The sequence below is a fragment of the Candidatus Omnitrophota bacterium genome (assembly GCA_034717435.1).
Taxonomy (GTDB): domain Bacteria; phylum Omnitrophota; class JAUWXU01; order JAUWXU01; family JAUWXU01; genus JAYELI01.
Genome location: JAYELI010000025.1, coordinates 1 through 13,327, shown reverse-complemented (window position 1 = coordinate 13,327; position 13,327 = coordinate 1). Strand labels below are relative to the sequence as shown.

18 protein-coding genes are annotated in these 13,327 nt (G+C 41.9%); 2 read left to right on the top strand and 16 right to left on the bottom strand.

Going from position 1 to position 13,327, the window contains the following annotated elements; genetic code table 11:
* Window positions 1-102 precede the first annotated feature (102 nt).
* Together U9Q08_01870 and U9Q08_01865 are read left to right on the top strand one after the other, a co-directional pair.
* Window positions 103-1,224 carry a glycosyltransferase gene (locus U9Q08_01870; protein MEA3328477.1) on the top strand — a complete coding sequence of 374 codons (1,122 nt, stop codon included), beginning with the start codon at window positions 103-105 and terminating at the stop codon, window positions 1,222-1,224.
* A gap of 25 nt (window positions 1,225-1,249) precedes the next feature.
* Window positions 1,250-1,651, top strand: a complete 402-nt coding sequence (locus U9Q08_01865; GenBank protein MEA3328476.1) for a tetratricopeptide repeat protein — start codon at window positions 1,250-1,252, stop codon at window positions 1,649-1,651.
* A 169-nt stretch (window positions 1,652-1,820) separates the two neighbouring features.
* On the opposite strand, the gene U9Q08_01860 is transcribed toward U9Q08_01865, so the two are convergent.
* From U9Q08_01860 to U9Q08_01785, 16 genes are all read right to left on the bottom strand, one after another.
* Entirely contained in the window at window positions 1,821-1,976 is a 156-nt protein-coding gene (locus U9Q08_01860) for a hypothetical protein (GenBank protein ID MEA3328475.1), read from the bottom strand.
* Window positions 1,977-2,096: 120 nt separating this feature from the next.
* Entirely contained in the window at window positions 2,097-2,753 is a 657-nt protein-coding gene (locus tag U9Q08_01855) for an NAD(P)H-hydrate epimerase (protein ID MEA3328474.1), read from the bottom strand.
* A gap of 9 nt (window positions 2,754-2,762) precedes the next feature.
* The gene (locus tag U9Q08_01850) at window positions 2,763-3,968 is read right to left on the bottom strand and encodes a 2,3-bisphosphoglycerate-independent phosphoglycerate mutase (GenBank protein MEA3328473.1); all 1,206 of its coding nucleotides are present in this window, start codon (window positions 3,966-3,968) and stop codon (window positions 2,763-2,765) included.
* A gap of 479 nt (window positions 3,969-4,447) precedes the next feature.
* On the bottom strand, window positions 4,448-5,983 hold the full coding sequence (locus U9Q08_01845; GenBank protein ID MEA3328472.1) for a YifB family Mg chelatase-like AAA ATPase: 1,536 nt from the start codon (window positions 5,981-5,983) through the stop codon (window positions 4,448-4,450).
* On the bottom strand, window positions 5,950-6,366 hold the full coding sequence (locus tag U9Q08_01840; protein MEA3328471.1) for a YraN family protein: 417 nt from the start codon (window positions 6,364-6,366) through the stop codon (window positions 5,950-5,952). The genes U9Q08_01845 and U9Q08_01840 overlap by 34 nt, the downstream gene beginning before the upstream one ends.
* Window positions 6,367-6,387: 21 nt before the next feature.
* Window positions 6,388-6,657 (bottom strand): SpoVG family protein, encoded by a 270-nt coding sequence (locus U9Q08_01835; GenBank protein MEA3328470.1) that lies wholly within the window; start codon window positions 6,655-6,657, stop codon window positions 6,388-6,390.
* Between the two features lie 82 nt (window positions 6,658-6,739).
* Window positions 6,740-7,261 (bottom strand): hypothetical protein, encoded by a 522-nt coding sequence (locus U9Q08_01830; protein MEA3328469.1) that lies wholly within the window; start codon window positions 7,259-7,261, stop codon window positions 6,740-6,742.
* 51 nt (window positions 7,262-7,312) lie between these two features.
* Window positions 7,313-7,906: a sigma-70 family RNA polymerase sigma factor gene (locus U9Q08_01825; protein ID MEA3328468.1), complete on the bottom strand. Its 594-nt coding sequence runs from the start codon at window positions 7,904-7,906 to the stop codon at window positions 7,313-7,315.
* Window positions 7,907-8,641: a slipin family protein gene (locus U9Q08_01820; GenBank protein MEA3328467.1), complete on the bottom strand. Its 735-nt coding sequence runs from the start codon at window positions 8,639-8,641 to the stop codon at window positions 7,907-7,909.
* A 33-nt stretch (window positions 8,642-8,674) separates the two neighbouring features.
* Entirely contained in the window at window positions 8,675-9,055 is a 381-nt protein-coding gene (locus U9Q08_01815; GenBank protein MEA3328466.1) for a PilZ domain-containing protein, read from the bottom strand.
* Between the two features lie 17 nt (window positions 9,056-9,072).
* Window positions 9,073-9,984, bottom strand: a complete 912-nt coding sequence (locus U9Q08_01810) for a PD-(D/E)XK nuclease family protein (GenBank protein MEA3328465.1) — start codon at window positions 9,982-9,984, stop codon at window positions 9,073-9,075.
* A gap of 3 nt (window positions 9,985-9,987) precedes the next feature.
* Window positions 9,988-10,527, bottom strand: a complete 540-nt coding sequence (locus tag U9Q08_01805) for a hypothetical protein (protein MEA3328464.1) — start codon at window positions 10,525-10,527, stop codon at window positions 9,988-9,990.
* 8 nt (window positions 10,528-10,535) lie between these two features.
* Entirely contained in the window at window positions 10,536-11,102 is a 567-nt protein-coding gene (locus U9Q08_01800; protein MEA3328463.1) for a LemA family protein, read from the bottom strand.
* A gap of 25 nt (window positions 11,103-11,127) precedes the next feature.
* A complete protein-coding gene (locus U9Q08_01795) occupies window positions 11,128-11,913 on the bottom strand; it encodes a TPM domain-containing protein (protein ID MEA3328462.1) in 786 nt (261 codons plus the stop codon).
* On the bottom strand, window positions 11,913-12,665 hold the full coding sequence (locus tag U9Q08_01790; protein ID MEA3328461.1) for a hypothetical protein: 753 nt from the start codon (window positions 12,663-12,665) through the stop codon (window positions 11,913-11,915). The genes U9Q08_01795 and U9Q08_01790 overlap by 1 nt, the downstream gene beginning before the upstream one ends.
* Window positions 12,666-12,748: 83 nt before the next feature.
* On the bottom strand, window positions 12,749-13,153 hold the full coding sequence (locus tag U9Q08_01785) for a hypothetical protein (protein ID MEA3328460.1): 405 nt from the start codon (window positions 13,151-13,153) through the stop codon (window positions 12,749-12,751).
* Window positions 13,154-13,327 lie beyond the last annotated feature (174 nt).

Genomic DNA, 13,327 nt, shown 5'->3' with positions numbered 1-13,327 from the left:
ATAGACGGGATGTTTTGGTACTCTGCGGAGGCGGCAGGCCTAAAGGAATGGGTATCAACATCCTACTGGACATTTTCTGGAAAAATCAAATTTAGGTTTTAGATGCCGAAAAAGATCTTAATCACTTATGCTTCAGCCGGGGCCGGACACAAAAGAGCCGCAGAAGCAGCAGCCGGGGCCTTGAGAAAAAAATATAAAGATGTAAAAATAGAGCTTTGGGATATACTCGATTATTCAAGTTTTTTATTTCAGAAGACCTATTCTGCAATTTATCTATTCGCCATTACCTATATGCCTTTAATATGGGGCATGGTTTACCTTGTTTTAGATAATCCGGTAATTTATTTTATTATTTCTCCGCTTAGGCGCTTGATCAACAAGCTGAACTCCCGCCGCTTTGTGCAGTTTCTTGGCCAATTAGACCCTGATGTTGTAATTTCAACCCATTTCTACTCAAGCGAGGTTATAGCGCACCAGCGGCGTAATAACAGATACAGGGGCCGGTTGATATCGGTAATAACTGATTTTAGGACCCATTCTTTTTGGCTGGCCAGGGGCATTGATAAGTTTGTTGTTGCGGTTCAAAGCACAAAGAAGGAATTAATAAAAAAGGGTATAGACCAAAACAAAATAGAGGTATTGGGTATACCAATAGGCCATGCCTTCGGCGAACCTAAAAATAAGGACTTATTGCTTGAAAAGTTAGGCCTGCAAAAGGGCTTATTTACTATATTGGTTGTCAGCGGAGGCCTGGGGGTTGGGCCTATCGAAGAGCTGGTGGCTGAGCTGGAAGGCTTATCTCGTCCCGCTCAGCTGATAATAGTTTGCGGAAACAATAAACCCTTATATCAGAAGTTAAGCAATAAACAACTTAAAATTCCAGGTAAAGTCTATGGGTTTAGCCGGAATATGCATGAATTGATGGCAGTATCAGATGTTATTGTTGGCAAATCAGGCGGGCTTACCAGCTCGGAGTGCTTAGCCAGTAATTCGCCGCTGATAATAGTTGCTCCTGTGCCCGGTCAGGAGACAAGAAACTGTGATGTTCTGGCAGGAGAGAAGGCAGTTTTGAAGATCAAAAAGGCAGGAGAAATAAGGGGGTTGGTCATTGAATTGCTTGATAATCCTCAAGAACTTGACCGGATAAAAGAAAACATAAGAAGGATAGCTAAGCCAAATTCTGCGTTAGATCTTGCCGGCTTGGCCATTGGAATGAAAGACTAACAGAAAGGGGATAGGAGGGAGAGATATGATCAAAACTTTGATTATTACCGTGTTTTTGTTGGTTACTTCCTTTTGTTGTTTAATAAGCGCCGGAGAAGATCCAAAAGTATCAAAAGAACATCTTATCCAGGGTGTCTCTTTGCTGAAGAATGGCCATTTGGAAGAAGCTATAGAGGAGTTTAAAAAAGCCATTGAGCTTAATGGCCAGTCCAGCGCTGCGTATTATAATTTAGGGTTATGTTACCTTCGTTTAGAGAATTTCAAAAAGGCTGTTGAACCGTTTAAGAAGTATATTGAATCCCATCCGGATAGCGCTTTTGCACACTATAACCTGGGTTGCGCCTATTCTAAAATCGGGAATAAAATCAAGGCTCAGGAAGAATATAATAAGGCTTTAGAGCTTAATCCTGATCTCGCCAATCGTTAGACCTCCGGTTTATCCACTAGTTTTCCACAATGCTTTGCTTAATTGATGTAACTATATATGTTATTTATAGTTACGATTATCAGGCAGAGTTTATTTTCGCATGTGGAAGTTAACATAAGATATCTTATAGGCGGTTTGTGACATTCAAATATAAAAATAAAAAAAGGGCTCAAATCCGGCTATCCTGGTTGTCTAACCACACCTTAATTAATTGTATCTTGTTCTTGCCGGGTGTGCTCTTGCCTTTTATCCATCGATAAACGCTTCTGGTTGAACTTTTAGTATGCCTGGCCAAGTCTATTGCCAGTTGCCCGTAACCCTTCATAAAATGCATATAATCGCGTAATTTGCTAAGGATTTCTGTGTCGTTCTGATTATTTTGATTAATCTGGCTCATGTATGCACAAATTGACACGAATAACTGTAACCTATGATATAATTAGAGTTACAGTATTGTTTTAGGGATAGATATGTCTGCTACTATTAGTTTGCCTGTATAATCTGGCCCCTGGTTCTTTATCAGGCCTGTTTTTGCTAAAGCAAGGGTAATTGTTTTAGCGGCCTTTACAGCTATTGACAAAGGTATTCCACAAGCTCCGCTTAAACCTGAAGGTATATCTATAGACAGCACAGGTTTTCCGGAGGAATTTATCAACTCAATAATTCTTTTATAGGGATCCTTGATTTCTCCCGATAAACCGGTACCCAGTATAGCATCGATTATTAAGTTTGTTTTTACCAGGTTTTTTTCAAGTGATTTGAGATTTTTGTCAGCCAGCAGCACTATTTTTTTCTTCATTTTTTTAAGAATATTATAATTGATCTTAGCTTCTTTTGTTAAGCTTTTAGGGCTTCCTGCAAGAAAGACGGTTGTATCCAGGCCGTTATTTATAAGATGCCTGGCGCAGACAAAACCATCTCCTCCGTTATTTCCTTTTCCGCAGATACAGGTTACACGCCTGTTTTTGGTCTTTAACATGGCCATAGCAGCCTGATAAACTGCCCTTCCTGCGTTTTCCATCAGGATGACAGGAGGAATGCCGAACTTTTTCTGCGCTGTTCGGTCAATTCTTTTCATTTGTTGCGGAGTTACGGTTTTCATAGATTTGGACTAAGCGCCGAATTTTTTAAGCCTTAACCCGTTAGCCAGGGTTATACCTATCAGATTAATAGCGGCCATTCTTCCCAGGCCCCCTTTTATACAGCTTATTTCATCAAACTTTTTTACATCATCAGCGCGGCAATATTGTGAGTAAATCATGGCGGGCACAGAGTGCCAGCTGTGGCTTTTCATCCGGGCAGGTGTCGAGTGGTCAGCGGTTACTGCTATAACATCAGGTTTTAATTTTAGTATATCGGGGATCAATTTGTCTATTTTTTCTATTTCCTTCACTTTTTCTGCAAAATTGCCGTCTTCCCCTGAACTGTCGGTTCTTTTAAAATGAACAAAAAAGAAGTCATATTTATCAAAATTATCTTTTAGCAGGTTTATCTCTTCGCTTAAATCCCGGGGTTGGCTGGCGATATCCATACCGATTAACCTGGCAAGCCCTTTGTACATTGGATACCGGGCAATAGCTAAGGCCTTAAGGCCAAAACGTTCTTCTAAGGATTTAGAGACTTTAAATCCGGCAAATCCCCTGAGCAGGATCATATTGGCTGATTTTTCCTGTTTTAAGGAGCTCCTTGCCTGTTGAATGATCTGTTGGATGATGTCCCTTGTTTTCTTGGCATTTTTAGTTGCAGCTACGGGGTCCAGAGGCATAAAACCGTTTTGCTGAGGGTCTGTATCCAGGATATGGCCGTCTAAATCTTGGCCGCGAAGCACCAGCACAGCACGGTGCTCTTTAACAGTCTCAATAAATATTTCTATCCCTTCTACTTTGATATTTTCTCGCAGATTTCCGCAAATTCGCTTATTTTCTTCTGTATCCAGCCTTCCTGCCCTTCTATCTGAGATTTTTCCGTCACTATTTACCGTGGCAAAGTTGATCCTGGCGCAGACATCACCCTCTTTTAATTTGAAATCTATACCCAGGGCCGAAAGCACTCCCCTGCCGATAGTATGTTTTAGAGGGTCATAGCCGAATAAGGCCAGGTGGCCCGGCCCGCTTCCCGGTGTTATGCCGGGCATAACCGGGTCAAGCATTCCGCAGATCGAAGAAACAGCCAATTTATCTAAATTAGGCATATGGGCAGTGGCTAATTCTGTTTTGCCGCCTTCTTTTAAAGGCAGGCCCCCTACTCCATCCATAACCAGGAGTACTATTTTTGAATTATTTTTAATTATCAGGTCTTCTAAAAAGTCATTTCCCATAACTTATTTTCCCCCTTTTTGATTTGCCGTATTGTTATATTTTACCACTTTTTAAGGCAAACCTCAAGGAAACTTTTTAGAAGGCATGCTTACGGGTTATCGACAGTTTTGGATGATTTTGCTAATAGAGTAGAATAAAAGAAACTCAGGACTAGGTTCGTATCTCCTTGTCTTGACATGTCTTCTGTGTTTACTTTTCCGTTCCCAATGACCCGGCACCCAGGCATAGCTGTGGTAACTTCTTCCATATTCCCGGTAAGACGGCGGCCAAACCACACTTCTATAATAAGTGGGCTTGTGCGACCTTCTACTATGACGACCTATTCTTTCAGCATTGGCGTGGCTGTTGGTAAAAAGAATCAACGCAGCAACTGCTAATAAGATAATGAGATATTTTTTCATAAAACACCTCCTTTTACAAATTAGACAACGCACCTCCCTGGTTTATTCCCGATTTTTTATGATTTTTTCCGGAGGAATCAGATTGTCCAGAGATTACGGTCGAGGGAGCGGTAGCCAATGGCCTCAGAGATATGTTCTGCCTGGATGATTTCTGACCTGGTCAGGTCAGCGATGGTGCGTCCGAGCTTGAGTATCTTATCGTATGCCCGGGCGCTTAAGCCCAGTTCAATGATGGCCATTTTTAGTAATTGTTTTGCCTGGTCGTCAACAGGGCAGAATTTATCGATTTCCTTTGACTCAAGGTGGGCATTCCAGAAGGCTTTACCCCTTTGATATCTTTTTTGCTGAATAGTCCGGGTTGAGATTACGCGTTTTCTTATCTCAGCTGAGGTTTCGCCGTTTGCCTTTTGGGTGAGCTCTTCAGAAGTTAAGGAAGGTACCTCCAGATGAATGTCTATTCTGTCTAAGAGCGGTCCTGATATCCGGGATAGATACTTTTGAATTTGGTGCGGCGTGCAGTGACATTCTTTTTTTGGATGGGTAAGATAACCGCAGGGACAGGGGTTGGTGGCCGCTACCAACATAAATTTTGCCGGATAAGTAACAATGCCGGAAACCCGGGAAACGGTCACTGTTTGCTCCTCAAGAGGCTGTCTTAATACTTCAAGTACATTTCTCTTGAATTCCGGAAGTTCGTCCAGAAACAGGACGCCGTTGTGGGCAAGGCTTATTTCTCCCGGCCTGGGATGTGTTCCTCCTCCGGTGAGGGCTGCGTCAGAAATAGTATGATGCGGCGCGCGAAAAGGCCTTTTGGTTGTCAGCGTTTTGCTTGGAGGCATCAAGCCGGCCACACTCTGGATCTTGGTAATTTCTATTGCTTCCTCGATGGTCATTTTAGAAAGAATTCCCGGTATTCTTTTAGCCAGCATAGTTTTTCCTGCTCCCGGCGGACCAATAAGCAGGACGTTATGGTATCCGGCAGCAGCTATCTCTAACCCCCTTTTTATATGATACTGACCTTTAACATCGCCAAAATCCATTCTGCTTTGACCGTCTTTTTTCCATAATCTTTCTAAATCCGTTTTGGCAGGTTTAATTTGAATTTCTCCCTCGATAAAAGCTACCGCTTCAATAAGGTTGTCTATTGGATAGACATTCACTTCTCTGATAATGGACGATTCCTTAATATTTTCCTTTGGCAAAAGCAATATTTTCTTCCTGCTTCCTTTAAGCCCGATAGTCCGGCAAAGAGCTCCTTTTATCGGCCTTAAGCCTCCGTCCAGGGATAACTCTCCGCAGGTTACTTTATCAACCAGGTTTTCCGGGTTAATTTGGCCGGTAGCTGCCAGTATTCCCATGGCGATAGGCAAGTCAAACGAAGGCCCTTCTTTTCTTATGTCAGCCGGCGCCAGATTCACGGTAATTTTCTTAGCCGGGAAATCAAAGCCGCAGTTTTTAATGGCTGACTTTACCCTTTTTATGCTTTCCCGGACCGCTGTATCCGGTAACCCTACTATAGAAAATCCCGGTAGTCCTCTGGCTATGTCTATTTCTACATCCACCCTTAGGCTGTTAATTCCTATAACTGTACTGGATTCTGTCCTTGCCAGCATGATTTATACGCCTCCTCGCACCAAAAAGCATCCTTGATCAACTCTATCCTGGGTTTAGTCTGTTGATTAATGATTGAGACTGAAATTACGTCAAATCGGCAGGGCTCCTGAATTAGTTTATATTTTTTCAGGTAAAATAAAGCTGTTTTTACAAGCTGTCTTTTCTTTTTTTGGGTAATAGAATCCAGGGGCATTCCATAATTAAAGCTTTTCCTTGTTTTGACCTCAATAAATACGATATCGTTACTCTGTTTGGCTATCAGGTCAATTTCGCCAAGGGGGCAGGAAAAGTTGGTTTGCAGTATATGATAACGCCTTTTCTTTAAGAATGTTAGGGCGATTTTTTCTCCCCGCCAACCAAGATCTCTTGTTTGTTTAGACATTTTTCCTGCCCCTTTCGCCTTTTACTTTTCTGTTTCGTATGCAGATAAAATGGTTTCCTGCAGTTCTTCCCTGGCCTCTTTGGTGATGGGGTGGACATTGTCATACCATTTACCGCTGGAGTCTTTACGGCCCGGCATACCAACAAAAATGCCGTTCTTGCCTTCCACTACCTTGAGGCCCTTGATCATAATGTTGTCATTGATAACAACATCCACCATGGCCTTCAGTGAATCGTCTCTTTCCAGGCGATTTAACCGCGCTACCTTAAAACTGCCATTTCCGGTCAACATAAATATCACCTCCTTCTACTTATGATGACGCAGAAAACCCCGGTTTTCTTTCAAAAGATTTTAATTTTTTATGGAAATGGTGTTATAAAGAAGGTTTCTTGGCAGGTTTTTCTTGATCGTCCTTGTTACGGTGTTTATGCCAGGCGTCGTTGACCATAATTAAAGTCCTGGTGTTTGCGGTATCCAGCGCCCATTTTATCCCTAAAATAAGCGTTAGGATGAGAAATTGAAAAAAATATTTTGAAAGGATAAAAGACAGGCCAAAAGCAATCACCGCCCCGATAAGCCAGAGGTGTTTCTTTAGCCGATAAAAACCTCCGGAGCCCTGCGTTTTAGCTATTGCCTTGGCTCGCTCAATAACCTGTCTTGGCGGGCCGGGCTCTCTTATAGACATATCCTGCCTGCTGGTTTGCTCTATTGCTTCTAAACAAAATAGGCATTGGCTGATGTGCTGAGATATCTTTTCGCTTTTTTGCTCAGAGATAGTCCCATGGAGATAGGCAGTTAGATCGGCTTCAGACGGGCACTTTTTTGACCGCTTAAGGCCCGAACCAACTGCTTTATCGGCCAGATGTTTTTTTATCAAAGTATTGATATTATCCATTTTTTCCGTCCCTACTTATAATGACGTAAAAATTAAGCATTTTCTTTCAAACTAAATGTCTTCAATATTCCTGATCCCCTTTTCTTCCAACTTATCTTTTAATCTTTCCTTGGTTCGAAATATGAGGGTAGAAACGGTATTGATCGGTATGTTCAATATCTCAGCGATCTCTCTGTGTTTTTTATTGTATAGATAACTTAGGGTTATGACGATTTTCTCTTTGGAGGGTAATGTTCCCAGCACTGATTCTAAGGTCTGTTTTAGTTCCCGGGAATGCAGCAGCTGCAAGGGGTTATCGTTTGAAAAAGCCAGGTCTTTAAAAATAAAGGTAATATCTTTTGGTTCTTTCCTCTTTTTTTTGCGAAAATAATCAACAGCGTTGTTGCCGGCTACCATAACCAGCCAGCCGGACAGTTTTTCCTTATCTTTTATTTCTGCTAATTTAGGTTTTTGCCAGAGGCTGACGAATATCTCCTGGTAGATATTTTCTACGTCGCCTTCTTGAAATTGGTATCCCCACCTTCTCAGCCTATCCCTGATTGCCCAATAAATAACCTTTGAAAACCGCTCTATAAATTCTGACCAAGCTAATGGATTTTTGTCCAGGCAAAGGTTAATTAATTGACTGTCGCTGAGATCGTTCAACTACTTCTTTTTCTCCATAAACGCCTTCATAAAATCTACCGGAATGGGGAAAAGCGTGGTGGTGTTGTTTTCTTTGCCTACTTCTACAAGTGTCTGAAGATACCGCAGCTGCAGGGCGGTGGGGTTTTTCTCCATCATTTTAGCTGCCTGGCAGATCTTTTCTGCCGCCTGAAATTCTCCATTAGCGGCAATAATTTTGGCCCTTCTTTCTCTTTCTGCTTCGGCCTGCCGGGCCATTGCCCTTTTTAATTCCTCGGTTATGTCAACGTGTTTGACCTCCACGTTTGATACCTTGATCCCCCAGGGATCGGTCTGTTTATCAATAATGGTTTGGAGCTCGGTGTTTATTTTTTCTCTTTCTGAAAGAAGGCTGTCAAAGTCCATTTCCCCGATCACGCTTCGCAGGGTAGTCTGAGACATCTGGGCAGTGGCAAACTGGTAATCCCTGACTTCGACTATAGCCTTGATCGGGTCCATAATCCTGAAATAAACAACCGCATTTACCCTTACCGATACGTTATCCCTGGTAATAATGTCCTGGGGCGGCACATCTAAGGTTATCAGGCGCAGGCTTATCTTCTGGGCTGTATCTATCGGCCGGAAAAGAAAAATCATACCCGGGCCTTTCGGCTGGCGCAGGACCCGGCCCAACCTAAATACAACAACCCGTTCGTATTCATTTAAAATCTTGATGCAGTTTAACAGATAAAAAACCGTTATTGCAATAAATATCATTACGACACTCTCCCCTCATTAAACCGCTTTTCTTTAATCAGAAACTCCCTTCTTAAAATAATAATCGTTAGCAGCTTTGTTAATGGCATCTTTTCTTTTACCGTCTATTTCTACGAAATAAATACCAATGCCGTAAATCTTAGCGGGAGGTTTTTCCTCAACGCGCCTTACCACCCCCAGGCAGCGGGTCCGATCCATCAGAAACGGCAGGGTAATCTTGAATTCTAATAGTGTTCCCGTTTCCAGTTTTTTATTGTAGGTAAAAAACATACCTGCGGCGCTCAGGTTTTCTATTGCCGCCATATCCCACTTAGCGTTATTTTTGGATGTTATCTCCGGATAAACCCGCAGGCTGATTATAAAATGGTGCCTTATCCTTTTGTATCTCCTTCTCTCCAGGCCCGAATATGACATTAGTTATCTCCTTTTGTTTAGAGCCAGTCTCTGCAAATTTTTTTGAAGCCGCACATCCGACAGGCTTTTTCATTATCCGTGCAGGCAAAATCATCTTTTCTGGCAAGGTTTTTTTTACGGTCGTAGAGCAGTTCTTTCATGCCGAGTATGGATTTTTTTATGTAGGATTTTACATGGTTTAATTTCTCTTCGTTTATTTCGTGGGTAGTGTTTTTTAAACTTCCAAGATTGAATTCGACAGCAGATAGGTCTTTAAGCTCCACTCCCCATTGTTCTATGGCATATAAGCTATAACAGCCCAGTTGGATGGAAAAATCGTTATCCGGAAATCGGCCGGTTTTCCAATCGATTATAGTAATCCTGGAATCATCTTTAACAGCCAGGTCTAATTTAACCCAGATGGTTGTACCGTCAAGGACGAAATTTTGCGTTTTTTCATTTTGAAGGATATTAAGAGAGCTTTTGCTCCGCAAGTCCGAATAGAGCGGCGTGGTGAAAAAGTTCTTCAGGCAGGCTTGAGTAGACTCAAACAGCTTAACCCATTCTTCTTTTGGGACATTGATATTATACTCATGTTCAAATAAACCGGTCATCTTTTTAGGGTTTTCCCGATAGTACTTATTGGCCGACATCCGGAAATCATTTCTCATTTTTACGCCTACCGAGTTTAAGTAATAATTCAAGGGGTAATATCTTTTATTCCCCAGGTCTTGTATGATCTCACTGATCATGCAGTGGACTACTTCGCCCTTCCACATATAGCGTGACTTAAGCTGTTTGAGGATATAGATTTCCCTGATCTCAGGGTCGGAGTTGAAGCTCCATCCTCCCCAGAAACCGTATTTGTTGTAGTAATATTTCCTGCGGCACTCTCTGAATATCTCATCCCGGGATTTTGACCAGGAAAATTCATTTTTAAAACCAGCCATTGTTTAATCCAGGCCCATTTTTTTTCTGAAATCTTCCAGCAGTTTTTTTACATCGTTAGAAACAGACTTGTTTGTCAATAAGCCCGCATAGATAAGCACGGAAAACTGCCAGGATTCTTCCGGACCGATAATCAGGCCGCGGCGTATATCTTCTTTTTTTTGTAATTGCAGGGAAAAATGTTTTATTGCTTTTGCCAAAGACTGTTCATATACTTCAATAGTAGAGATCTCGTTGTTGTATTTTAAGGAAGGGAAGCTTATGCCTCTCATCAGAAGCAATGACCTGACCATATCTTCGCTTGCCGCGTAGTCTTTTTCAAACTCAAATCCTTCAAACTGCGGAAAATCCTGGGGCAGGACTATTAATGGTTTATGGACCAGGACCCGTCCTTTCCTAACCACCGTATCTCCAATGTTTATCGAAGATTCAGCCAGGAATGTATAAGGCAGGCTTGTTCTTTCAAAGGTCAATAAATTACTCAGGCGCGCCCTGACAATCTCAGTTTTTTCAACAGCCTTATTCCATCTTTCTTCCAGATTCATGATTTGCCTCAGAATTTTACAACCGGCACCTGTCTGGCTATTTCTTCTGTTTCAAAATATGCTGCGGGTTTCACCAGGTCTCTTAAACGAGCAAAAAGACTGCCAAACACCGTTCTTTTATAGGCATTAAATGATAAAACAGCATGGTTATACCTTCTTCTTTCCACAGCGATCCTGTTCTCTGTTCCTTCAAGCTGGCTCTGAAGAGCTAAAAAATTATCATTGGCCTTCAGGTTAGGATAATTTTCAGCCACCAGCAGGAGTTTGGAAAGCGCTGCGGTCATACCCCGCGATGCCTCTATTTTTTGAGAAGTTGTCTGAGCCTTTGCCCACTGGCTTCTAAGCTCGGTTATCTTTGTAAACACGCCTTTTTCATGAGCAGCGTAGCCCTTAACCGTGTTAAGCAGGTTGGGGATAAGGTCGTTTCTCCTCTGGAGTTGATTTTCTACCTGGGCCCAGGCCTGCTTGACATTTTCATCAAAAATCACTACGGTATTCAATCCCTTTATGAACCAGCCTCCCAGGCTTAATATTATTACTGCTGCGACAATCAAGACAATCCATATTTTCTTCATATAGCACCTCCTGATTAAATTGAGTTTACCACGAACCGCAGGCTCCGCCTCCGCCGCTTAATCCCCCGCCGAAACCGCCAAAACCTCCGCTAAATCCTCCCATATTGCCGCTGTATCCTCCACCAAACCAATGACCGCCTCTTCTCCGGCCGCTGTTCAACAATAAAAAACCGAATAATCCGAAACGAAAACCAAAAATTAAAATAAAAAATATAAGACTGAACAATATTTCCAGGGCTGATTTGGCCCTGGAAGCAGGGCCTGTTTCAAAGATAGGCACGCCGGCCTGGCTGAGGCCGGTCAATTCTACGTCATACTCTCTGGCGATCAAATCAGTGATTGTGTTTACACCGGTCAAAACCCCCTGGCTATATCGGTTGTTTTTGAACAAAGGAATTATCCCTTTGTAGATTATCTGATTACAGACAGCATCAGGCAGCGCTCCTTCAAGCCCATAGCCGACTTCGATCCGTACTTTTCTGTCTTTTGTCGCTATTAGCAGCAGCAGGCCGTTGTCCTTATTCTTCTGCCCGATTCCCCAGTGCTGGAAAAGCTCAACCGCATAAGTAGATATATCCAGGGGCGCGGTGGTAGACAGGGTTGCTATTGCTACCTGAGCAGTGGTTTTCTGCTCTAACTCTGATAAAAGGTTGTTTGCCTTTACCTTGTCCGATTCTGAGATTATTCCGGCATAGTCATTGATATACCCGGAATAGGCAGGATAATTTACTTCCTGACTGAGGAGGGGTATTGAGGAAAGGAGAATAATACTGCTAATAAATAAGGTTATGCCTAAAACACGTTTGGCCATCAGATTTTATCGGAACTTACTGCTAATTTTTGAATTTGATCGATGTATTTTTTAAGAAAAACCTCTACATCCTGGGAAGCTATTTTTTCATCATTGCTCTTGTCTCTTAATATTGCCAGAAATATATCTTTGTCTACGTTGAATTCGTCAGATAACTGGGTGAGTATTTCTTCTTTTCCCAGCGCCGGGGTTTTATCTTTAAGCCGTATTAAATTGCGGAAAATTGGTATTAATGAAGCAAGTGACTGTTTTAAAAGGGCTTCCATTCCTTTGCGCTTCAGTCCTATTTCCAGATAGGCCTGCCTGATCCTGATCAGTTTACCTTTTATCTGGTGCTCGCACTGAAGCCGGAGATTCTTGCTGTCTACTTCCAGCCCACTTAATATATCTTCGCCGTAGACCAGGATGTGATTTTCCTTCATTTCCAGAAATTCTACAGGAAATACATCACCGGAGGTCTCCATATGCTCACGTGTCAAAAATAAAGGCGCAACGATCCTTTTTTTAATCCCGCCTGATATGAGCTTAAGCGATTTTTTTAAATCAGAGAAATCCAGCTTATTTACGATGATTAAAATATTTACGTCAGATCTTTTATGGATAAAGTCTTTGCCGGCAGCACTGCCATAAATAACAATTGAACAGATATTGGCCTGGTGCAGGCTTAGTATTTGTTCCAGATAGGAAATAACAAGGCCTTTTACTTCCGGGAAGAGTTTTTCCGTATTGATCAATCTTGTTGTTGTTTCCATTGTTTCATTGTCGCTGTTTAAAAATAGGGTAGGAACAATTTATCCTACCCTATTTGAATGATTATGGTTATGTCTAAATAAACCTATTTTGGAGACTGTTCAGAAAATACTTCTGCGTCCATCTGTGGTTTCGGAAACATGCAGGTAGCTATATTAAAGAAACCAGAGAATAGATGAGCAAACATATTTGCTCCACCTTTAAGTATACCGACCGGTACCCCTACAACAGGGTTGTTTGCTTTTGACTCTTGATAGATGGCTTTTGGGACATCAATAAGACAGGTTGTTATCTGGACTACGCCTTTCTCAAGTTTTTTACCGCCCTCTGTTCCTTCGGCATAAACAGAACCCGTCACACTGATTAAAGTTATTGCGATTAATAAACAAATAATTAATTCTCTCCGTAACATTTTTTCACCTCCTTGTCCTTGTAATTTAACCTGCTTAATATAGCATATAGTAAAATACTTGTCAATGAAAAACATCATCAGTGTTATCTACGAATTAAAAGTGCACAGTTTTAGAGCAATTTAAATTTTAAAAGTGCGCACCTTAACCGAAATTAAAAATAATAACGCTAAAAAGGTCATTCTGAGGCCGAAGGCCGAAGAATCTCAGAAAACACGGTTTTATGGGAGATCCTTCGGTCGCCCTTCGGGAAT